Raw genomic sequence first — 21,298 nt, 5'->3', positions numbered from 1 at the left:
GCGCCCGCTATAAGCAGGCGCCCTCTTTGTTTTGATACCGATCTGCGCTTAGCTGTTGATAAAGCGCGGGTGCAGCAGGTTCTCCAACGAAAAAACCTCCTCCCACTTCGATTGCGTGATAAGCTTGCGTTCAATAACTGTTATATCGTGTATAGACTTTCCGGTGTTTAGTGCTTCTTTTGCAATCGAGGCTGCTACTTCATAACCAAGTATAGGATTGAGAGAGGTTACAATGCCAATACTGTTCATAACCATATTCTTACAATGCTCTTCATTGGCAGTTATACCATCTATACATTTTTGTTGTAAAGTATAGCAGGCATTTTCCATGTAAGTAAATGAGCTAAACAAGCTAAACGCTATAACCGGCTCCATTACGTTCAGCTGCAACTGACCTGCCTCTGCAGCCATTGTTATTGTTACATCAGAACCTATCACATAATAAGCGGTCTGGTTCACTACTTCCGGAATTACAGGATTAACTTTGCCAGGCATAATAGAAGATCCGGGTTGCATGCGTGGGAGGTTGATCTCATTTATGCCAGCCCTTGGACCTGAAGATAACAAGCGGAGATCATTACAAATTTTAGAGATTTTGATAGCGCTTCGCTTTAAAACACTCGAAATCTGAACATAAGCACCAGTATCACATGTCGCTTCGATAAGGTCCTCTGCCAGTACAACGGGTATGCCAGTAATATTTCGTAAGTGGTCTGTTACAATTTGCGGATAACCTTCTGGGGCATTAATAGAAGTACCAATGGCTGTAGCTCCCATGTTAATTTCACAGATCAACATTTTAGCCTCATTTAAGCGTTGAATGTCTTCTTTAATTGTTGTAGAAAAACCATGAAACTCAGCTCCCAAGGTCATCGGAACAGCATCCTGAAGTTGAGTTCTGCCCATTTTCAGCACTTCATTAAACTCTAAACCTTTGCGGCCAAAGGATTCCTGTAATGCCTCAAGACTACTGATGTAATTATCTATCTTTTTGTAAAGAGCCAGTCTGAATGCTGTTGGATAAGCATCGTTAGTCGATTGAGAGAAATTGACGTGGTTGTTAGGATGAACAATTGTATATTCACCCTTTTTATGACCCAGTATTTCAAGCGCAATGTTAGCAATTACCTCATTAACATTCATGTTAACGGAAGTACCTGCCCCACCCTGGATCATATCAGTTACAAACTGATCTAAATATTCCCCGGCAATTAATTTGTCACAGGCCTGGCAAATGGCATCTGCAATCTTTGGCTCCAGTACACCGCAATCTCTGTTGGCCATGGCAGCTGCTTTTTTAACATAGCCAAAGGCCTGTATAAAAAGCGGTTCTTTAGATATAGGGATTCCGGTAATATGAAAATTATCTAAAGCCCGGGCTGTTTGGATACCATAGTATAGTTCATTGGGGATTTCCTGTTCTCCAAGAAAATCATGCTCCTTTCTATATTCACTCATGTTATTGCTTAAGTCTAATATGATTACGTTCAGTTTGTTTACCTTTTATTTGGCAGCTTGTTTAAAAGTAGGTGCTGGTAAGGCAATATTGAGTTCTGCAGCCGTTTCCAAAACTATGGCAGTGGCATACTGTTTAAGGCAAATGAGTTTACCAGTCTGGCTATACTCATTAATTACGCTTTGGGTAATAATAAGACGGGAAGCATATTCCCCGTATTTTTTTACAATTTGCTTCTGAACCTGAGTTAGCTCCTCTTTACGCTGCTCTGTTTCTGGGGTCCGTTCCGGCCGCTGCCAGCGGTTTTCAGTGTAGTCGTGGCTGATGTTATTAGCCTGGGCACTGGCTATAGCCTGTATCAAAGCATCTTTCAACAGCTTTTCGTTCTTAGGCTTCTTCAGTCCGCCATGTATTCCCTTCGTATGGTTTAGCCACTCATGCAGATCAGTTGAATAGTTCTGTGCCAGGTCAACCAAAGCTTCATTCGGAATAACATAGGGAGCAGGTTTATTAAATTCTCTTCCCATTTCATCCCGGAAAGCATACAGACCTTTTAGCACATACTGCTGAAAGTAGTTCAAACGGAATGCGTTCTTAAGTTTAAGATGTGGGTTTTCAGGTTCTGTATACTGTAGGGTTTGCAAAAGTTGGTTCTCTTCTTCCAGCCAACGCATGCGGCCTAACTTTTCTACCTCCTCTACTAGTTTATCTTTAACCCGATGCAGGTAGATCACATCAATAGCGGCATAAGTAAGCTGAGCTTCAGTTAATGGCCTTTTGTTCCAGTTACTTGACTGCTGTGATTTATCAATCTCTTTGTTAAACTCCTCTTTCAAGACAGTTGCTAAAGAAGATCGTTCATAGTTGATCACTTTGGCCGCAACGTCAGTATCCATAACAGACTTGATATTGCAACCCAGCTTATTTAACAGAAGGATATCGTTGTTAGAATGATGTATGATCTTAGTGATACGCTCATCTTCAATAAGGTCAAAAACTGGCTGTAAATCCGTAATTGAAAGTGGATCTATGATATAGCAGTTGCTGTTCCTGTCCGCAATCTGGATAAGGCAAAGATTAAAGCCATAAGTAAAACGATGCTGATCAAACTCCAGGTCCAGTGCAAGCTCTGTACTGTTCTTTAGCTCTTCCACTGCCTGTTTCAGTTGCTCGTCTGTCTCAACTAGCCTGATGGTAGTTCCATCGTGCATTAGAGGTGTATTTTCCATTCCTAAAGTTAAAAATGTTTACAGCATATCCATACCTTCTGTTTTCATTCTTTTGATCAAATTCATTGTTATAAAGCCACTATGCTATAAAACAAGAGTCCCTGCCTTGTGAGCAGGGACTCTTGTTTTATGATTCTAAAAAAGTATATTATTGAACAGGAGGTTGTTCCTCTTCTATTTCATCCATCACACCGTTATTTATAGTGCTATCCTGTACAGTTACAGTATCTTCATCCATACCGGTACCGAGCTCTGTATTTAATTCCTCTGTATCTTCGATATTTTCTGATTCAGTGATCGGTTTATCTTCATTTTTGCAAGCTGTAAACGCAAGTAGCGCGCAGGCAATAAATGCTAATTTCCAATTATGTTTCATAGTAATTATCTAGTTGATTTACAGATAATAATACTTTTAAACACTAAAAGTAACCCACCATGCAAGTATAGGTTTGTGGATAACAGGTGAATGGATCAAAAAAGCAGGTGAGTGTACAGAATTCATAAGTAGAGATATCAATCTACTCGTATGCCGACAAATTCTTACTGATATTGAGCCTTTACACTGTCTGCAGGCTCAGCTAACATAGCTTCACGCTTGGCTTTAAATTCTGTCCCGGGCTTCCATTCCGGTAGTTTTGCTGTATTTGCTACTTTATTGCCTACACGAAGGAAAAGCTTCAGGTCCTCGACTGCCCCATCTAAGTTCCAGTCGCTTTTAACTTCATCTGTAAGCTTATGGTAATCTTCAGCAGTATACTTATCCTGCCATTTCTGCACATAATCAGCAGGCTGGTTACGGGCTATCACACCAGATTTAGCATACAATGCAGGTACTCCCTGTTTAGCAAATTCAAAATGGTCAGAACGGTAAAAAGAACCTTTCTCAGGTGATGCTTCCGGCACAATACGGCGGTCCTGTGTACTCGCTTCATCTGCCAATACATCCTCCAGGGTAGAGTTGCCATACCCAACTACTATTACATCCTCAGTAGGCCCATAGGCGTTAAGCCCATCCATGTTGATATCAGCAACAGTCTTATTAAGTGGGTATAGTGGGTTAGTAGCATAATATTTAGAGCCTAATAAGCCCTTTTCTTCCCCTGTAACAGCCAGGAACAGGATAGAGCGCTTCGGTTTCTCTTTTAATTTGCTAAACGCTTCGGCAATTTCTAACAAGCCGGCTGTACCACTCGCATTGTCAATAGCACCATTATATACCTGGTCTCCCTTCAAATTAGGGTCTTTCCCAAGATGGTCCCAATGTGCTGTATAAATAACATACTCATCTTTTAACTTAGGGTCCGACCCCTCCAGTTTAGCGATCACGTTTTTAGAGCGAACCTCACGCAGTTTATTCTTAATAGTAAAAGAAGCTGTGGCGTTGAGTGGAATAGGTTTAAAATCCTTTTTGGCGGCTGTCTGCTTCAATTGGTCAAAATTACGACCAACTGCAGAAAATATTTCGCGCGCCTTGGGTTCTGTAATCCAGGCTTCGACCTTTGCACGGTCCATGTTTTTATTAGGAGTTATAATTTCAAAACCTTCGCGGCTGTGGCTGCCCGAAAGTACTTCATAAGGATAACCTGCTGGCTCTGTCTCATGAATAATAATGGCTGCGGCAGCACCTTTCTCGGCAGCTATCTCATATTTATAGGTCCAACGACCATAGTAGGTCATGGCTTTGCCACCAAACATGGTGCTATCTAATTGGTCAGGGTTACCAGGACTAGGAATAGGAGGGTCATTAACAAGCATGACTATAGTTTTTCCTTTCACATCTACTCCTTTGTAGTCATCCCATCCATATTCCGGAGCTACAATGCCATATCCAACAAAAACCAGTTCTGAGTTATTAATGTCTACGTTCGGTACATAGCGGCGTGTCACGGCAACGTAATCCGAAGGGAAATTAAAATTGATCGTTTTGCCACCTGCTTTTACAGTTGCTGTTGGCTGAGGAGTATAGCCAAACATTGGAACTTCCTGTACATAAGTGCCATTTGGGTTTCCGGGTTGCAGACCCATTTTCTTAAACTGGCGGGTTAAATAATTAACAGTAGAGTCTTCTCCCACAGTAGCAGGACTCCTGCCTTCAAAAGCGTCCGACGCCAGTACATTGATACGATTTAAAAGGTCGGCAGCAGTAATGCTCTGCAAAGCCGGTTGTAGGTTTGTACTGTCAGTAGTGTGGCTGCTCACGGCCTCGTCGTTAGTCTCGTCGGCTACCTCACGTGAGCTTTCATTACAGCCAAATGCCACCAGGCCAATGAGGGCCAGTAGCGTAAAGTGCTTTCTCATAGTATTAAATAGTTATTGGTCTATTGAAGATAAGTATTTCCCACTACATCTTTGCTACGCCTTGTCCTCTCCTTCTGTATAAATAGCTGAAGGCAAGCTGCTTTTTTCCAACTGCCAGGTAATCTCTGGTACAGCTCCTTTATTACTGAATTGCAGTCTATTATGTTTTGAGACAACTGGAAGCGCCTGAACTCAGCTCCTTACCAACCTGCTGCATCATGTAACTGCTTATACTTAGGATTACCAGTTCAATTGACGCAATTAAGGCGGCTAAGGTGCTATCGGCCAGTGAGCGGCAGTTTGGTATGTTGGGAAGTACTGTCTGATCTGTTAGGCAAGGCTGCTCATTTTCAGTGTTCAGGATTACATGTACTTTGTCTGTTTTGCTTAAAAGCGATAGTAAATGCGTGTCATTGTACTGTCATAGGGGTCATAGCCTGGCCTGGTATTGCAAAATCTTTCTTCAAGCGAGGTCAAATTCTCTATTTTGTTGAGCGGGAATACATGCCACCCTTCTTCGGTAAATTCGGGAGATGATGAACTGATAACCCAACCTAAGATACAGTCCTGTTTTAGATGATGCCGGCCCAACAGGTGAGGTTCAGCCACGTGATAATAGCCATTGCACTCAAATTTCACAACCAACCGGGCACCTATAGCCTTTGAAAATTCTTCTAACAAATAGCTATACATAAGGCTTAGTATAAATATGTGAAGTAATCGCGTCAGGTAAGGCCTGAACTACAACAAGATGCTTTTGTACGAGCTAATTCTGTGGTTCTAAAATAAAAAAGTACCAGGTAAATAAACAGGAAACAAAGGGTGTGGAAGTAACATCCAAAAAGAGATAATATCAGAGCTTCTTTTACATTAATATCTTTTTAAAGGCGGTTTTAGGGGTAAGGAGACTTCTAAAAATTGCAAAAAGTAACATCGGTATATTTTGCTGATCTCAGAAAAGTGACCGACATAGCAAAACTTTATAACCTTTACAGAAAGTATTCTTGTAAACCTTTACATGAAAGCAGCGATCACAGAACATGATAAAATAACGGGGAATTGGGTGTTGGTGTCGGCTACCACTGCTTCTGCCATGGTTTTTATCGATGGTTCAGCCCTGAACGTGGTGCTCCCATCTTTACAACACGATTTAGGAGTGGCTGCCACAGACCTGCTTTGGATAATAAATGCATACCTCCTTTTTCTGGCTTCCTTTATTTTGTTAGGTGGTACGCTAGGTGATAGGCTTGGGCGAAAGAAAGTATTTATGTGGGGTATTGGCCTGTTCATGTTCGCTTCGCTGTGTTGCGGCTTAGCTCCGAAGGCGTCCTGTTTGATAGCTGCACGTAGTGTACAGGGCTTAGGTGGCGCACTGATGGTGCCGGGCAGCCTGGCTATCATATCTTCTCATTTCCAGAGAGCTGCACGCGGAAGGGCCATTGGCACCTGGTCTGCTGTCACGACAATGGTTACAGTGATAGGGCCAGCTTTGGGAGGCTTTCTGGCTGATCTTGGTTGGTGGCGAGCCGTATTCTTCCTAAACCTGCCGCTAGGTATTCTTGCCTTGCTGGCTTTATACTATAAAGTGCCCGAGAGCCGTGATGAGGAGAGTGGGAAGGAGATTGATTGGACCGGTGCAGTGTTGGTGGTAGTTGGGTTAGCTGGGATAACCTATGCCTTTATTGCAGCGCCGGAAAGAGGGTGGTACAGTGCGTTTGTTGCTGGAGCACTTTTAGTGGGTATTGCGGCAGTTATGCTTTTTATATGGATCGAGTCCCGTAAAGAGCACCCTATGGTAAAGCTGGAACTGTTCAGGAACAGAACTTTTTCCGGAGCTAACATGCTGACGCTTCTACTGTATGGTGCCTTAAATGTGGGCCTTTTCCTGTTAGTACTAAACCTGGTGCAGGTGCAGCAGTACACCCAGTTACAGGCAGGCATAGCTACGTTACCTTTTGGCTTAATGCTGATACTTTTTTCCAGGAAAATGGGTGATCTGGCTGCAAAGTATAACGCAAAATATTTTTTAGTTGTCGGCCCTCTGGTGGTTGGCATTGGTTTTCTGATGTTGGCAAGGGTGCATCTGGCTGTAGGATTCTCAAACTACTGGACCACCTACCTGCCGGGTATACTTGTGTTTGGCTTTGGAATGTCTGTCACTGTTGCACCCCTTACTACAACAGTAATGAGCGCTGTTTCTGACCGTTTTGCTGGCACGGCATCAGGCGTTAACAATGCAGTGAGCAGGATAGCAGGTGTATTAAGTATAGCCGTGGTCGGTTCTCTGGCAGTGGCATCCTTTACTGATAACCTCGCTACCCAGCTGCAGCGTTTAGACCTTTCTGCAGCAGAATATACAGCCACACTTGCTGAAGCCGGAAAGCTCGGAGCAGCCTCCGTTCCTGAAGTAGTTACTCCACAACTTAAAGCTACCGTTGCGGAGATTCTTGATACCGCTTTTCTAAATTCATTCTCACTTGTTATGAATATATGCGGAAGTCTGGCTTTTGCCGGGGCTGTTATTGTGCTCCTCTTTATTCCCTCTAAATCAGGAGGTAAGTAGTTTAGTGCGCGCACAGCTAAATATGTGAGGATGTATGTTGTTGTGAGTAAGGTGTATTTGCTTATGCGAATTAAAGTAATTTGATTTTTGAATAATACTGTTAACTTTGCCTTTATACACAGTTGTAATTCCTATGGATAAATATACTTACATCGCCAATGCGCACGGCGATTACATCGATGGGCTATATAAAGCTTATCAACAAGACCCGGAGTCAGTAGATGCCGGATGGCGCAAATTTTTTGAAGGTTTTGAGTTCGCAACAGCTTATGGCGAAAACGGACACGAAACTGCTGAAGGCATTGCCGCAACTCCTGCAAAATCAGTAGCAAGTGCGCTGGAGTCTGAGAAAGAGGTAGCAGTACGTAACCTGATTCATGCTTACCGTACACGTGGCCACCTGCGCTCTACTACAAACCCTGTGCGTCAGCGTAAAGACCGCAAAGCTCGCCTGGACCTTGCAGATTTCGGCCTGACAGAGGCTGATCTGGATACTGTTTTCCAGGTTGGGGAGATCATCGGCATCGGACCTGCCACACTACGCGACATCGAAGCAGCTCTCAAGAAAATCTACGAAGGTTCTATTGGGTTTGAGTACATGTATATCCGCGATCCGGAGGTACTCGAGTGGTTTAAGCAGAAGGTTGAGCACGAATCCCTGAACTTTAATCCTTCCTTGGATTTCAAGAAACGCATTCTTTCCAAGCTTAACGAGGCAGTGGTTTTCGAGAACTTCCTGCACACGAAGTTTTTGGGCCAGAAGCGCTTTTCACTAGAAGGTGGCGAAACAACTATTCCTGCCCTGGATGCTATCATCGACAGAGGCTCTGAATTGGGCGTGGAAGAAGTAGTGATCGGTATGGCACACCGTGGCCGACTAAATGTGCTGGCTAACATCATGGGCAAGACCTATGAGCAGATCTTCTCTGAGTTTGAGGGCACTGCCGTTCCGGACCTTACCATGGGTGACGGTGACGTGAAATACCACATGGGCTACTCTTCTGAGGTAGTTACACCGTCTGGTAACAAAGTGAACCTGAAGCTTGCCCCGAACCCATCGCACCTGGAGGCGGTGAACCCGGTAGTGGAAGGCTTTGTGCGTGCTAAGATCGACACATTATATAACAAGGACGCTGACAAGATCCTTCCGATACTTATCCACGGTGATGCTGCCGTGGCCGGACAGGGTATTGTGTACGAGGTAACGCAGATGGCTAACCTGGATGGCTACAACACAGGTGGTACCATCCACTTTGTGATCAACAACCAGGTAGGTTTCACAACCGACTTCGAAGATGCCCGCTCATCTATTTACTGTACTGACGTTGCCAAAATACTGGATGCGCCTGTACTGCACGTAAATGGTGACGATCCGGAGGCCGTGGTATTCGCTATGCGTTTTGCTATGGAGTACCGCCAGAAGGTGAACAACGACATCTTTATCGATATGGTGTGCTACCGCCGCCATGGCCACAACGAGTCGGATGAGCCTAAGTTCACGCAGCCACAGCTTTACAACCTGATCTCAAAGCACGCTAACCCGCGGGAGGTATATAATAAAGAACTGATCACACGTGGGGATGTAGATGCGGACCTGGCCAAGAGCATGGACAAGGAGTTCCGTAAAATGCTGCAGGACCGCCTGGACCTGGTAAAGCAGAAGCCACTGCCATACAACTACCAGCAAATGGAGCTGGCATGGCAGGAACTGCGCCGTTCTAAGCCGGAAGACTTTAACCAGTCGCCGGAGACAGGCATTTCTGCTGAAGCTGTAGAGCAGGTAGGAAAAGCGCTGACCACCTTGCCGCAGGGCTTTAAGCCTTTAAAACAAATTGAAAAACTCATCAAAGAGCGTAAAGAAATGTTCTTTGAGACCAAACAGCTCAACTGGGCTGCCGGTGAGTTACTTGCCTACGGTTCTATACTTTTAGATGGTCGTATCGTGCGTTTCTCTGGCCAGGATGTGCAGCGAGGTACATTCTCGCACCGCCACGCCGTATTGCATGATGCGGTAACCAGCGCCCCTTATAATAACCTGAACCACATGGCCGAGAAGCAGGGATCATTTGAGATCTACAACTCGCTGCTGTCAGAGTATGGTGTATTAGGCTTTGAATTCGGTTACGCTATGGCTAACCCGGATGCACTGGTGATCTGGGAAGCACAGTTTGGTGACTTCGCTAACGGTGCACAGGTAATGATCGACCAGTTCATCTCTTCCACAGAATCTAAGTGGCAGCGTATGAACGGCCTGGTAATGTTGTTGCCTCACGGCTACGAAGGCCAGGGGCCGGAGCATTCCAACGCACGTCCGGAGCGATTCCTGCAGCTTGCCGCAGAGAACAATATGTTTGTGACAAACATAACCACACCGGCTAACCTGTTCCACTTCATGCGCCGCCAGCTGGCATTGCCATTCCGCAAACCGGCTGTAAACATGTCGCCTAAATCCTTACTGCGTCACCCGATGGTAGTTTCTCCGGTAGAGGATTTCACATCAGGTAGCTTCAGAGAAGTAATTGGCGATAAGTATGCTTCAGCTAAATCGGTGAAGAAAGTGCTGCTTTGCTCTGGTAAAGTATACTTCGACCTGCTGGAAGAGCAGCAGAACAACAAGCGCAAAGATGTAGCGATCATACGCATGGAGCAGCTGGCGCCTTTCCCGAAAGTACAGCTGGAGGCTGAACTGAAGAAGTATAAAAATGCAAAAATCTATTGGGTACAGGAAGAGCCGGAGAACATGGGTGCCTGGACCTATATCCTGCGCATCATGCGTAGCCAGGTAGAGGATGTTATCGCACGTAAAGCAAGCGCATCACCTGCTACAGGTTACATGAAAGTTCACGTAAAAGAGCAGCAGGACATCGTAGAACGCGCATTCACTGTTTAGTAATAAGTATGGACGTGGCTTACAAGCCATTAAACAATGGTGTTTGTAGCCATCTGCCATACTTCATCCGTAGTTTAAAATTCGTAATTCCTAATTGAATAAAATATGAGCTTAGAAGTTAAAGTGCCTGCTGTAGGTGAGTCGATCACCGAGGTAACCATAGCCCAATGGCTTAAGAAAGATGGCGACCGTGTGGAAATGGATGAGGTGATTGCTGAGCTGGAATCTGACAAGGCCACCTTTGAACTGCCAGCCGAAGCCGCAGGCATTTTACGCATTGTAGCACAAGAAGGCGACACTGTAGATGTGGGCGCCATTATCTGTAAAATTGAAGAGAATGGTGCTGCTTCATCAGCTCCGTCTGCACCGACTGCTGAGAAAGCAGCTGCTCCGGCAGTAGAAGCGTCTGCTCCTGCCCCTGCGCAAGGTGGCGGTGAGACAGTTGAGATGACTGTCCCGACTGTAGGTGAGTCGATTACAGAGGTTACAATTGCCAGCTGGTTGAAAAATGACGGCGACCACGTGGAGATGGATGAGGTGATTGCCGAACTGGAATCTGATAAAGCTACGTTCGAATTACCGGCAGAGGCTGCGGGTACACTGCAGATCGTTGCCAAAGAAGGCGATACTGTAGAGATCGGTGGGCTGCTTTGCAAGATCGTGACTGGTGCAGGTGCAGGTGCAGCTAAACCTGCAGCACAGCCAAGTGCTCCTGCTGCACAAGCTGCTCAACCTGCCGCTGCTGCTCCTTCAGGTGCACAAACATATGCTTCTGGCACACCTTCGCCGGCTGCCGGAAAAATTCTTTCTGAAAAAGGCATTAAACCAGCCGATGTGCAGGGTACAGGTCGTGATGGCCGCATCACCAAAGAGGATGCCCAGAACGCACAGCAGGCTGCTGCAAAGCCAGCCGCTGCCCCTGCTCCTAAGCAAGATGCTGCTGCATCTGCGGAGGCTCCTGCTGCTACTGGTGCCAGAAACCAGCGCCGCGAGAAAATGAGCTCACTGCGTAAAACAGTAGCTCACCGCCTGGTGCAGGTGAAAAACGAAACGGCTATGCTGACTACCTTCAACGAGGTGGATATGAAGCCGATCATGGACATCCGTGCCAAGTATAAAGATAAGTTTAAAGAAGTTCACGAGGTAGGTTTGGGCTTCATGTCGTTCTTTACCAAGGCTTGTACAGTTGCCCTGCAGGAGTGGCCTGCGGTAAACGCGCAGATCGATGGCAACGATATGATCTTTAACGATTTCTGCGATATCTCTATCGCCGTTTCATCGCCGAAAGGCCTGGTGGTGCCGGTTATCCGTAACGCGGAGCAACTGACACTGGATGGCATCGAGAAGGAGGTAGTTCGCCTGGCCAAAAAGGCACGCGACGGTAAGCTTTCCATCGAAGAAATGACGGGCGGTACCTTCACCATTACCAATGGTGGTGTGTTCGGTTCTATGATGTCTACACCGATCATCAACGCGCCGCAGTCAGCTATACTTGGTATGCACAACATCGTGCAGCGCCCTGTAGCTATCAACGGTCAAGTAGAAATTCGCCCGATGATGTACCTGGCCCTATCTTACGACCACAGAATTATCGACGGCCGTGAGTCAGTAAGCTTCTTAGTTCGTGTAAAAGAGCTGCTGGAAGATCCGATGAGATTACTTCTTGGAGTATAAATTATTCAGATAATGAAGGAGGGGTAAGCGAAGAAGTTTGCTCCTCCTTCATTTTATACTTGCAGATAGCCAAAGTATGGCGCGAGCGTCATCGCCCCGAAATGTTTCGGGATCTTTGACTCGTGACTAATTATAGTGCGGCCTCCGGTCTAAGTATAAGTTAACCCACCCCTAACCCCTCCGAGGAGGGGAATTGGGTACTGCAGAAAATCCCCTCCTTGGAGGGGCAGGGGTGGGTTTAAAATTGCAGCGAAAATCAAATACAAAAACGAGGGCTTGCTCTCCTTAAAGTATAAAGCAAATGAAATACGATGTAGTAGTTATCGGTTCTGGCCCTGGCGGGTATGTGGCGGCTATCCGTTGCGCCCAGGTTGGCCTGAAAACCGCGATCATAGAGAAATATAATGTGTTGGGTGGTACATGCCTTAATGTTGGCTGTATTCCATCAAAAGCACTTTTAGATTCATCAGAGCATTACCACAACGCAGCGCACAACTTCAAGACGCACGGCATTGAGCTGAACGACCTGCAGGTGAACATGGAGCAGATGATCAAGCGTAAGGGTGAGGTGGTAAAGTCGAACAACGACGGTATTGCTTTCCTGATGAAGAAAAACAAGATCGATACCTATTATGGCCTGGGCTCTTTCGTGAACAAAAACACGATCAAGATAACAGACGCTGAAGGAAAAGAGCAGCAGATAGAAACGGATAAAACCATCATCGCAACCGGTTCTAAACCAACTGCTCTGCCGTTTCTGCCAATCGACAAGAAGCGCATCATCACTTCTACAGAGGCATTAACCCTGACAGAAGTTCCTAAGAAGATGATCGTGATCGGTGGCGGCGTTATCGGTCTGGAGCTTGGCTCTGTGTATGCCCGCCTGGGTACGAAAGTACAGGTGATCGAGTACATGGATTCCATTATTCCAACCATGGACCGCGCACTGGGCAAGGAACTGATGCGTGTACTGAAGAAGACATTGGGCTTTGAGTTCTTCATGAGCCACAAAGTTACGGGCGCTACCAATGAGGGCGATACAGTGAAAGTAACTGCCGAGAGTCCGAAAGGCGAGGCTGTGACCTTTGATGGGGATTACGTGCTGGTATCTGTAGGTCGTAAACCTTACACTGAAGGCTTAGGATTGGAGAACGCCGGTGTGCAGATGGGTGAGCGCGGTATGATTGCCGTAAACGACCACCTGGAAACAAACGTGCCGGGCATCTATGCTATCGGTGACGTGGTACGTGGCGCAATGCTGGCACACAAAGCTGAAGAGGAAGGCGTGATGGTGGCAGAGCAGATCGTTGGCCAGAAGCCGCACATCAACTATAACCTGATCCCGGGTGTGGTGTATACCTGGCCGGAAGTGGCAGGTGTAGGCTTTACTGAGGAGCAACTAAAGGAACAGGGCCGTGCTTATAAAACTGGTTCGTTCCCGTTCAAAGCATCTGGCCGTGCCAAGGCTTCCGGTGATACGGATGGTTTTGTGAAAGTACTTGCTGACAAGGAAACAGATGAGATCCTGGGCGTGCACATGATTGGCCCGCGTATCGCTGACCTTATTGCTGAAGCGGTAACGGCCATGGAATTCCGCGCCTCAGCCGAGGATGTAGCCCGCATGAGCCATGCGCACCCTACTTTCGCAGAAGCGATGAAGGAGGCATGTTTAGCAGCTACGGATAACAGAGCTATTCATATTTAGGAAAGTTCTTTCTTATAAAAACAAAGAGCCCCGCTTCATGAAGCGGGGCTCTTTGTTTTTATAGATGGAGATATTCGAATAGTAAGTTTTTTTAATATATAATCATTAGGGTAGGTTGATGATTGTGTGTAAATTGTAATTTACTTTTATCACACTAGATTACTGCATGAAACAAACTCTACTCAAGTTCTTGTTCACCATTACGTTTATTCTGGTCTCGTTAGGCGTACATGCCCAGTTTAGGGAGAACATTCAATCTATTGGAGGTAGTTACAACGATCGTGTTATTAAAATCATACATGATGAGGATGATAACCGGTACATAATGGGCGAAATAGGAATGCCCGGAAGCGGCGTTCCCAACTTTAGTGAATACGAGCCTGAAGAGATTGATTTCGGCAGCATTAAAAAAGATATCATTAACGGGTTCATTGCCAAGTATGATAAAAATAACCAGTGCTTGTGGGTAAGGGAATGCCCTAAGTCATTATTCAATCCTTATTCTACCTTCACAATCGATAAAGCTGGCTTTGTTTACGTAGCAGGTAATATTCGTGCTGGGAACTACTTTTTTCAGAAGTTAGACCCAAATGGAGATTTAGTCTGGGAGAAAATCTATCCATCTTACTTTACTAAGGATAAGTTTTTCACTCAGGATATTACTGTAGATGCAGAGGGTAATATCTATATGGTAGGGGAATTTGATGGTTCTCCGATTGGTAACTTTACATTTAACTTCACACCATCCTCAACTTCTTCTTACACAGACTATGTGGCTAAGTTTAACCCAGAGGGAGAAGCACTTTGGGTTAAGACGTCTTTGGGAAGCAATATATCATACTCTGATATTGTAATAGACTCAAAAGGGAACATTATAACAGCAGGAGGATTTAAAGAGACGGTAAGTTTAGCTGGTTATACTTTTGAAAATACAAATCTTCCTAATAGCTATGGACCGGTATATGATAAGCTCATTGTTAAAAGAGACCCTGATGGGAATGTGATCTGGGCAAGAAGCTATCCTCTGAGAACATACTCTTATTTATCATTTGTTTTAGACGAGGACGATAATATTTACTTCACCACCCCATCTTCATACGGCGACCTAAATATTACAATTGATAACGTGTTGATAGACAGGTCTAAAAAGCAGGCGCTCTTAAAGCTGGATCAGCAGGGCACAGTGCAGTGGGCGACAAGCTTTCAAGGGAGTTATTCCACTCTGCCATTAATGTATGCCAACCAAAGGCTATACTTAGCAGGAGACTTTTCTGGTGAGTTCAACTTTCAGAGCAAAGTAGTTAAAAGCAATGGAGCCTATAGAAATGATATATTCCTGATAAAGCTTAATTTGGATGGAGAAGCCCTGGAGGTGAAGGGATACGGAGGAATAGCAACCGAGACAAAAGCAGCTTTATCCTACCTTCCAAAGCAGAAAGAAGTAGTATTGGCAGGAACATTTTATGAGCAGATGCCAAATAATGGCAAGTTCCTAGTTAGTAAGGGCTCCGGCGACATATTTATAGCTCAGATCATTGACTCTCTGCAGGGCATAGAGCCAACTGCTAAAATTAGTGGCAGGTTGTATGAGGACAAAAACGTTAATTGTATTGCTGACCCTTTGGAAAGAGGTCTTGCCAACACACTACTCAAAATAGAGCCCGGGCAGCAGTATGCTTCTACCGATGAGCAGGGGAATTTTGCTTTTAGAGTTCCTTATGGCAGCCATACTATTACACCTGTTTTTGGACTGAATAGAAACACACAACTCATGACCAAGTGTGTGGAAAGCGTACAGGTTGTTGCCGATAGTTTACATCAGGAAATTACCGGGCTTAATTTAGGTTACAATATTGTAGAATGCTCCCAACTAACCGTTGATATAGCCGCTGACCGCCGCCGCCGCTGCTTCCGAAGTAATACCACGGTTACGTATACCAACGACGGGAACGTTGATGCGCAGAATGTCAGGATCAAGGTTATTTATCCGAAATATGTTGTGCCGATAAGCAGTGCCCGGCCATGGACAGCCAAGCTTGATTCTGCGTTAGTATTTGATATTGGAACCGTAAAGGCCGGTGAACGCACCAGCTTTGTGATCACTGATTCTACTATCTGTGGCAACGAAGCCATCAGGGGCTTGAGCCAGTGTATTAAAGCAGTTATCACGCCTAAAAGTACTTGCGAAATGCCTGACCGTGGTTGGGGGAAGGCAAGTGTAGCAGTAGCAGGTAGTTTTATTAACCAGGAGCAGACAGCGGAGTTTACCATCGCCAATCGTGGTGTTGCAGCTATGAGCGACAGTACTTCTTACCGTTTATTTGCCAACACTGCCCTGATCAAAGAAGGTAAGGTTAAACTGGGGCAGGGAGACTCCACAACATTAGAAGTGCCTGCTCAGCTCGTTACCTATCGCCTTGAAGCAGACCAGGTACAGAACCACCCCGGTAAGAGTCGCCCTACAATAAGTCTGCAACCTTCCACTATTCCGGTAGCTTCGCCAGTAGCAGATGTGCTTACACCTGTCGATGCTTTTTACCAGGATGATGCCGATGCAGAGGTGGATATCTCCTGCTTAACCATTATAGACAGCTTCGACCCGAATGACAAACAGGTAAGTCCGAGAGGTATTACCAGCAGGAATTACATAAAAGCTGAAGATGACCTGGAGTACCTCATCCGTTTCCAGAACACAGGTACAGATGTAGCCTATAAAGTGGTGGTAAAAGATACCCTTAGTGCGAACCTAGATATCACATCTTTGCGGGTCAGATCTGCTTCGCACCCATTTACCTATAGTGTATCCGGTAAAGGAAATGCGGTGCTCACTTTTACTTTTGAAGGTATCAATCTGCCGGCGGCTAAAGTGGATGAGCCTGGCAGCCATGGGTTTATAAAGTTCTCTATTGCTCAGAATCCTGATAACCCAAAAGGAACGGTTATCAGGAATACAGCCTACAACTACTTTGATTTTAACAGCCCTATTGCTACGAATGAAGTAGTAAACATTATTGGCGACACATTGATCATGTCGCCTACGCCAGCTGTAGTTTATGATTGTAGTGAAGAAATGCCAGACATTGCCCAGGCAGGTCCTGACATAAATTTATGCGAAGCCAGTACGGCTACCTTACAGGCAAATGCACCCACAAAAGGAATCGGCAAATGGGTACTTGTAAACGGACAGGCAACTATTATTGACCCGTATAGCCCAACATCGGAAGTACAGGATATTGGCTATGGGGAAACTATACTGGAATGGACAATAACGCTTTGCAGGAATGTGTCCAGGGCTCAGGTTAAGATAAGCCGTTTCTCTATACCACCAGCTCCGCAAATTACACAGCTGCCACTCCAGTGCGAAGGAGATAACTTATTGCCGATAACAGCAACCGGAGACAATATTACCTGGTATCAGGATGCGGAAAAGCAGTTTAAACTATTTACAGGCAACAACTATGTGCCGGTGGTGTCGGCTTCCACTACGCTCTATGCTACACAAACCGTAAATGGTTGCGAGAGTCCGGTAAGTTCTACCGTGGTGGGCATTCACCCTAAAGAAGTGCTTATTACAGCCATAAATGATACTTTAGTTGCACCTCAGGCTGATAGCTATCAGTGGTTCTTTAATGATGAGCCAATAGCAGCTGGAACAGCTCAGAAGCTTTTTGTAAGAAATTCAGGTCAGTATCGGGTCAGAACCATCACGAATGGGTGTGAGTCGAACAGTCAGAATATAAAGCATACTGTAAACCTGCCAGCTTCTGTTCTCAGCATTGCTCCTAACCCGGTTCGGGATGAACTGTTTTTGGAGCTTGCCTCCAAGGCTACAGGAGAAGTGAAAATAGTTGTAAGAGATCAGTTGGGTAAACCGGTGCTAAGCCATACCATTCTCAAAGAGAATACGGTTTTAGAGCTGGTCCTTCAACTCGAAAAACTGGCCCCAAGCATGTACTTCCTGGACGTGCAGCTGAACAACGAAGTACATAAAGCTAAAATAGTAAAGCTTTGATTAGTTACTAACCAAACAGCAGCGCCACCTCGTGAGGGGTGGCGCTGCTGTTTTAATACAACCCCATCTCCTTAAACTAAAATATTTTTTAAGAAATGTTTGGTAATATCAAAACTCTATTTACATTTGTAGTGTACTAGTTGTCTAATACACCAAGACGATAAAACTATGATAAAACTATCTAACATTGATTTCAGGTATAAGAAGACGAAGCCGCTCTTCGAGAACCTGAACCTAACGCTACAGCCGGGCTTTATTTATGGCTTGTTAGGTAAAAACGGCGCTGGTAAATCATCGCTGCTCAAGCTTATTTCAGGATTACTTTTTGCAAACAGCGGACAGTGTTCGGTATTTGGCTTTGATGCCTCAGCACGTAAACCGGAAATGCTACAGGACATCTACCTGATTGCGGAGGAGTTTGAGCTGCCACCAATTAGCCTGTCTACATTCGTCAAGATCAACTCTGTTTTCTACACAAATTTCAGCCAGAATCAGTTAAACGCTTACCTGGCAGAGTTTGAACTGTCGGAAGATGCAAAACTCTCCACTTTATCTTACGGACAGAAGAAGAAGTTCCTGATCGCTTTTGGTCTTGCTACCAACGCCCGTGTGCTGATCCTGGATGAGCCTACCAATGGCCTGGACATTCCATCCAAGAGTCAGTTCAGGAAGATTATGGCCGCTGCGCTGGACGAAGAAAAGATCATCATCATTTCCACTCACCAGGTGCGCGACCTGGAAAACCTGATCGATAACATTGTGGTGCTGGAGAAAGGAAACATCATCTTTAACCAAAGCATTGCCAATATTTCTGAACGACTTGCTTTTGAGTATAATCTGGCTGGTGTTCCGGATGAGGAGATACTTTATGCGGAAGAACTACAAGGTAGAAAAGCTGGCATTGTGAAGAACATAGCAGGTGTAGATAGCCGTGTGGATATGGAATTGCTGTTTAACGGTATTGTGAAAAATCCTCAGGCATTGAATGAAGGCTTTGCCAATGTGAAGTATGAATACTGATAGTAACCAAAAAGTGCACAGCAGATCTGCAAAGCGAGTCCTAAATCTGCACTCGTTCTGGATAGGGTTTGCAGCTTTGGGTTGTGCCTTTCTGCTGGAGGCAGGAGAAGTGAATCTTACTTATCCGTTTGAAGTGTTTTTGAAAGGCGTGATAAAAGATAACGCCATTATTGATGACCATTTGTATACGATAAAACTATGAGTACTGAATTTAACTTAACGCGGCTGGGCCAGTTTATAAAACGGCAGCTGTATATGAACATTAGCTCTATGTGGATTGCGATTGCAGCCATTGTAGGAGTATTGTTGGTGATATCTGCCTTAGTGGCAGTTTTCAATCCGGATGCTGTTTATAACCTGGTACCACTTTACCTGGTGGTGTTATTCCTGGGAGGGTTCATTTTTACAAGCAGAGTCTTCAACGAGATGCATTCGCCTCAGAAGAGTTATGCTTTCCTTACGTTGCCAGTATCTGCTGTCGAAAAGGTAGTGGGAGCCCTGCTGATCGTGGCGCCGGTTTACCTGATAACAGCTATGGCGGGTATATTTATGCTATCATTTCTGAGTACTATGGTGGCCGGTCAAACTGCCAATCTTCCGGAGCTGACAGATAGCACCTTTATTAGAACTATTGGCTCATTCCTGGTAGTGCAGACGTTCTTTTTTGTGGGAGCAACAGCGTTTAAGGGTAACAATTTTCTTAAAACATTGCTGGCGCTTTTCTTGATAGCACTCGTTATTGGTGCATACAGTGCCGGGTTGGGCTACCTGCTTTTTGGAGGCAATGAGTATCGCGCGCAGCCAGGAACAGAACTTAAGGGTACAATGGAGTTTATTTTTAAAGAAGTCGTACCGTTCTTGTTCTGGTTTGTGTTGGGTCCATTCCTGATGGTTGTGTCGTATTTCAAACTTAAAGAAAGGCAGGTGTAAGATGGAGTTTAAAGAAAATCAAGCTATTTATTTACAGATCGCGAACCGCTTCTTCGAGAATATCCTGAAGAAGAAATGGAACAGCGGTGATAAAATACCTTCTATCCGTGACATGGCGGTAGAGTTTGAGGTGAACCCAAATACTACAATGAGAACTTTTAATTACCTGCAGGATAAGGGAATTATCTACAACAAGCGCGGCATTGGCTACTTCCTGGCAGATGATGGTTTTGAGAGAACTATCGCACTAAAGAAAGAACAGTTTGTAGAAGAGGAGCTACCGGTATTTCTAAGAACAATGAAGCTGCTGGGGCTGTCTTTGGAAGATCTGAAAACTTATGCTGATAAGTATACCAGGCCAAGCGTTAATTAACAGTTATCATTCTCATTATTAAAGAACGTTACCATGAAAACTAGTAATAAACTTCTTTTAGGATTGCTGGCCTTTGTATTGCTTAGCATAACCACCATGTTGGTTGCAGGTAAGTTTTACGCCGAAGAAAACATGACGGCTAAACAGGAAACAGTAAAACCAGCGCCAGTGGCACCGGAAGCTCCGGCAGTCCCGGAATAAAGAAATTCGAGATATATTTTTAAGCCCATACCTGCAGGTGTGGGCTTTTTTTTTGAAAAGTTTTCTTGCGAGGCAACCTTTATCATTTTCACTGCATCTTTAACACAGATCCCAAAGCAGGATATCGTAAACTTTAACATAAACTATGATGAGAAAAGTACAGGCACTATTCATTTTATTAATGCTCCCTCTTTTATCCTGGGCACAAACAAGTGTAAATGCTTCGGAGATCATCGCCAAAATAAATCGTGGCGAAGCTGTGACCTATAAGGATGCAAGGATTACGGGAGATCTTAACCTTACAAAGCTGAAAAATATGAAGCTAAAGGAGGAGAGCAATAATAAGTATGATTCAAAAGAGTATATCAGCACTGTTACAGCGCCTATAACCTTTATAAACTGCACTTTTGAGGGGGATGTGCTCGCTTATTTTAACCCTGATAACGGAGTAAAAATTGGAAACTCTTCTAACGAAGTATATAATACAAACTTTGAGAAAGAAGTACGTTTTGAAGGCTGTGTTTTTGAAGAAGCAAGTGCTTTTAAGTATTCTGAATTTAAAGGAGGCGCCTCATTTATTAATACCCGTTTCGAGGAAGAAGCACTTTTCAAGTATAGTAAATTTCAAAAGAGCGTCAACTTCAGCAGCGCCAGCTTCAGAGAAGAAGCAAACTTTAAATATGTGAAGTTCCCGGTAAAAGTTAGCTTTACAGGAGCAGCCTTTAACGAGGAAGCTAACTTCAAGTATGCACACTTCCAGGAAGGAGTTAACTTTCAGAAAGCGGAATTTAATGGCATCGCCAATTTCAAGTATGCTCAAATTTCTGATAGCTTTAATGTGCAAGGTGCCAGCTTTAATGGGGGCGACGACTTTAAATATACCAAGCTCAATAATAAGCAGGTGTCGCTTGCCAGCCTGCAGCAAATGAACAGGTAAAACTCAGCAC

At 44.8% G+C, this 21,298-nt stretch carries 16 protein-coding genes; 11 read left to right on the top strand and 5 right to left on the bottom strand.

Annotated elements, in window-relative coordinates; all coding sequences use genetic code 11:
* Positions 1–48: 48 nt before the first annotated feature.
* The 5 genes from aspA to ACSX1A_RS15535 form a co-directional block, all read right to left on the bottom strand.
* Positions 49–1,458 carry an aspartate ammonia-lyase gene (gene aspA / locus ACSX1A_RS15555; protein WP_439880563.1) on the bottom strand — a complete coding sequence of 470 codons (1,410 nt, stop codon included), beginning with the start codon at positions 1,456–1,458 and terminating at the stop codon, positions 49–51.
* A 45-nt stretch (positions 1,459–1,503) separates the two neighbouring features.
* Entirely contained in the window at positions 1,504–2,685 is a 1,182-nt protein-coding gene (locus ACSX1A_RS15550) for a ribonuclease D (protein WP_439880562.1), read from the bottom strand.
* Between the two features lie 148 nt (positions 2,686–2,833).
* The gene (locus tag ACSX1A_RS15545) at positions 2,834–3,061 is read right to left on the bottom strand and encodes a hypothetical protein (protein WP_439880561.1); all 228 of its coding nucleotides are present in this window, start codon (positions 3,059–3,061) and stop codon (positions 2,834–2,836) included.
* Positions 3,062–3,225: 164 nt separating this feature from the next.
* Positions 3,226–4,983: a M28 family metallopeptidase gene (locus tag ACSX1A_RS15540; RefSeq protein WP_439880560.1), complete on the bottom strand. Its 1,758-nt coding sequence runs from the start codon at positions 4,981–4,983 to the stop codon at positions 3,226–3,228.
* A gap of 387 nt (positions 4,984–5,370) precedes the next feature.
* On the bottom strand, positions 5,371–5,676 hold the full coding sequence (locus tag ACSX1A_RS15535; protein ID WP_439880559.1) for a hypothetical protein: 306 nt from the start codon (positions 5,674–5,676) through the stop codon (positions 5,371–5,373).
* Positions 5,677–6,001: 325 nt separating this feature from the next.
* Between ACSX1A_RS15535 and ACSX1A_RS15530 the strand changes: the two genes are divergently transcribed.
* From ACSX1A_RS15530 to ACSX1A_RS15480, 11 genes are all read left to right on the top strand, one after another.
* Complete coding sequence (locus ACSX1A_RS15530; protein ID WP_439880558.1) at positions 6,002–7,546, top strand: MFS transporter; 1,545 nt, start codon at positions 6,002–6,004, stop codon at positions 7,544–7,546.
* A gap of 133 nt (positions 7,547–7,679) precedes the next feature.
* Entirely contained in the window at positions 7,680–10,436 is a 2,757-nt protein-coding gene (locus ACSX1A_RS15525) for a 2-oxoglutarate dehydrogenase E1 component (protein ID WP_439880557.1), read from the top strand.
* Positions 10,437–10,541: 105 nt separating this feature from the next.
* Positions 10,542–12,110, top strand: coding sequence for a 2-oxoglutarate dehydrogenase complex dihydrolipoyllysine-residue succinyltransferase (odhB, locus tag ACSX1A_RS15520; protein ID WP_439880556.1), 1,569 nt, complete (start codon positions 10,542–10,544; stop codon positions 12,108–12,110).
* 301 nt (positions 12,111–12,411) lie between these two features.
* Positions 12,412–13,815, top strand: coding sequence for a dihydrolipoyl dehydrogenase (gene lpdA / locus ACSX1A_RS15515; protein WP_439880555.1), 1,404 nt, complete (start codon positions 12,412–12,414; stop codon positions 13,813–13,815).
* 166 nt (positions 13,816–13,981) lie between these two features.
* Entirely contained in the window at positions 13,982–17,827 is a 3,846-nt protein-coding gene (locus ACSX1A_RS15510; protein WP_439880554.1) for a DUF7619 domain-containing protein, read from the top strand.
* 168 nt (positions 17,828–17,995) lie between these two features.
* Positions 17,996–18,847 (top strand): ABC transporter ATP-binding protein, encoded by an 852-nt coding sequence (locus tag ACSX1A_RS15505; protein WP_439880553.1) that lies wholly within the window; start codon positions 17,996–17,998, stop codon positions 18,845–18,847.
* Positions 18,837–19,049, top strand: coding sequence for a hypothetical protein (locus ACSX1A_RS15500; RefSeq protein WP_439880552.1), 213 nt, complete (start codon positions 18,837–18,839; stop codon positions 19,047–19,049). The genes ACSX1A_RS15505 and ACSX1A_RS15500 overlap by 11 nt, the downstream gene beginning before the upstream one ends.
* Positions 19,046–19,777 (top strand): hypothetical protein, encoded by a 732-nt coding sequence (locus tag ACSX1A_RS15495; RefSeq protein WP_439880551.1) that lies wholly within the window; start codon positions 19,046–19,048, stop codon positions 19,775–19,777. Before ACSX1A_RS15500 ends, ACSX1A_RS15495 begins: the two co-directional genes overlap by 4 nt.
* Before the next feature lies 1 nt (position 19,778).
* Positions 19,779–20,150: a GntR family transcriptional regulator gene (locus ACSX1A_RS15490; RefSeq protein WP_439880550.1), complete on the top strand. Its 372-nt coding sequence runs from the start codon at positions 19,779–19,781 to the stop codon at positions 20,148–20,150.
* Between the two features lie 33 nt (positions 20,151–20,183).
* Complete coding sequence (locus ACSX1A_RS15485) at positions 20,184–20,351, top strand: hypothetical protein (protein WP_439880549.1); 168 nt, start codon at positions 20,184–20,186, stop codon at positions 20,349–20,351.
* Between the two features lie 145 nt (positions 20,352–20,496).
* The gene (locus ACSX1A_RS15480) at positions 20,497–21,288 is read left to right on the top strand and encodes a pentapeptide repeat-containing protein (RefSeq protein ID WP_439880548.1); all 792 of its coding nucleotides are present in this window, start codon (positions 20,497–20,499) and stop codon (positions 21,286–21,288) included.
* Positions 21,289–21,298 lie beyond the last annotated feature (10 nt).

This window comes from Pontibacter sp. MBLB2868 (assembly GCF_051904785.1).
Taxonomy (GTDB): Bacteria; Bacteroidota; Bacteroidia; order Cytophagales; family Hymenobacteraceae; genus Pontibacter.
The sequence above is the reverse complement of the archived record's forward strand: the minus strand, read 5'-3'. Positions and strand labels throughout refer to the sequence as shown.

Excerpts from the sequence above, each read along its gene's own strand:
- aspA (WP_439880563.1), bottom strand. The coding sequence starts at position 1,458 with ATGAGTGAATATAGAAAGGAGCATGATTTTCTTGGAGAACAGGAAATC.
- ACSX1A_RS15550 (WP_439880562.1), bottom strand. The coding sequence starts at position 2,685 with ATGGAAAATACACCTCTAATGCACGATGGAACTACCATCAGGCTAGTT.
- ACSX1A_RS15545 (WP_439880561.1), bottom strand. The coding sequence starts at position 3,061 with ATGAAACATAATTGGAAATTAGCATTTATTGCCTGCGCGCTACTTGCG.
- ACSX1A_RS15540 (WP_439880560.1), bottom strand. The coding sequence starts at position 4,983 with ATGAGAAAGCACTTTACGCTACTGGCCCTCATTGGCCTGGTGGCATTT.
- ACSX1A_RS15535 (WP_439880559.1), bottom strand. The coding sequence starts at position 5,676 with ATGTATAGCTATTTGTTAGAAGAATTTTCAAAGGCTATAGGTGCCCGG.
- ACSX1A_RS15530 (WP_439880558.1), top strand. The coding sequence starts at position 6,002 with ATGAAAGCAGCGATCACAGAACATGATAAAATAACGGGGAATTGGGTG.
- ACSX1A_RS15525 (WP_439880557.1), top strand. The coding sequence starts at position 7,680 with ATGGATAAATATACTTACATCGCCAATGCGCACGGCGATTACATCGAT.
- odhB (WP_439880556.1), top strand. The coding sequence starts at position 10,542 with ATGAGCTTAGAAGTTAAAGTGCCTGCTGTAGGTGAGTCGATCACCGAG.
- lpdA (WP_439880555.1), top strand. The coding sequence starts at position 12,412 with ATGAAATACGATGTAGTAGTTATCGGTTCTGGCCCTGGCGGGTATGTG.
- ACSX1A_RS15510 (WP_439880554.1), top strand. The coding sequence starts at position 13,982 with ATGAAACAAACTCTACTCAAGTTCTTGTTCACCATTACGTTTATTCTG.
- ACSX1A_RS15505 (WP_439880553.1), top strand. The coding sequence starts at position 17,996 with ATGATAAAACTATCTAACATTGATTTCAGGTATAAGAAGACGAAGCCG.
- ACSX1A_RS15500 (WP_439880552.1), top strand. The coding sequence starts at position 18,837 with ATGAATACTGATAGTAACCAAAAAGTGCACAGCAGATCTGCAAAGCGA.
- ACSX1A_RS15495 (WP_439880551.1), top strand. The coding sequence starts at position 19,046 with ATGAGTACTGAATTTAACTTAACGCGGCTGGGCCAGTTTATAAAACGG.
- ACSX1A_RS15490 (WP_439880550.1), top strand. The coding sequence starts at position 19,779 with ATGGAGTTTAAAGAAAATCAAGCTATTTATTTACAGATCGCGAACCGC.
- ACSX1A_RS15485 (WP_439880549.1), top strand. The coding sequence starts at position 20,184 with ATGAAAACTAGTAATAAACTTCTTTTAGGATTGCTGGCCTTTGTATTG.
- ACSX1A_RS15480 (WP_439880548.1), top strand. The coding sequence starts at position 20,497 with ATGATGAGAAAAGTACAGGCACTATTCATTTTATTAATGCTCCCTCTT.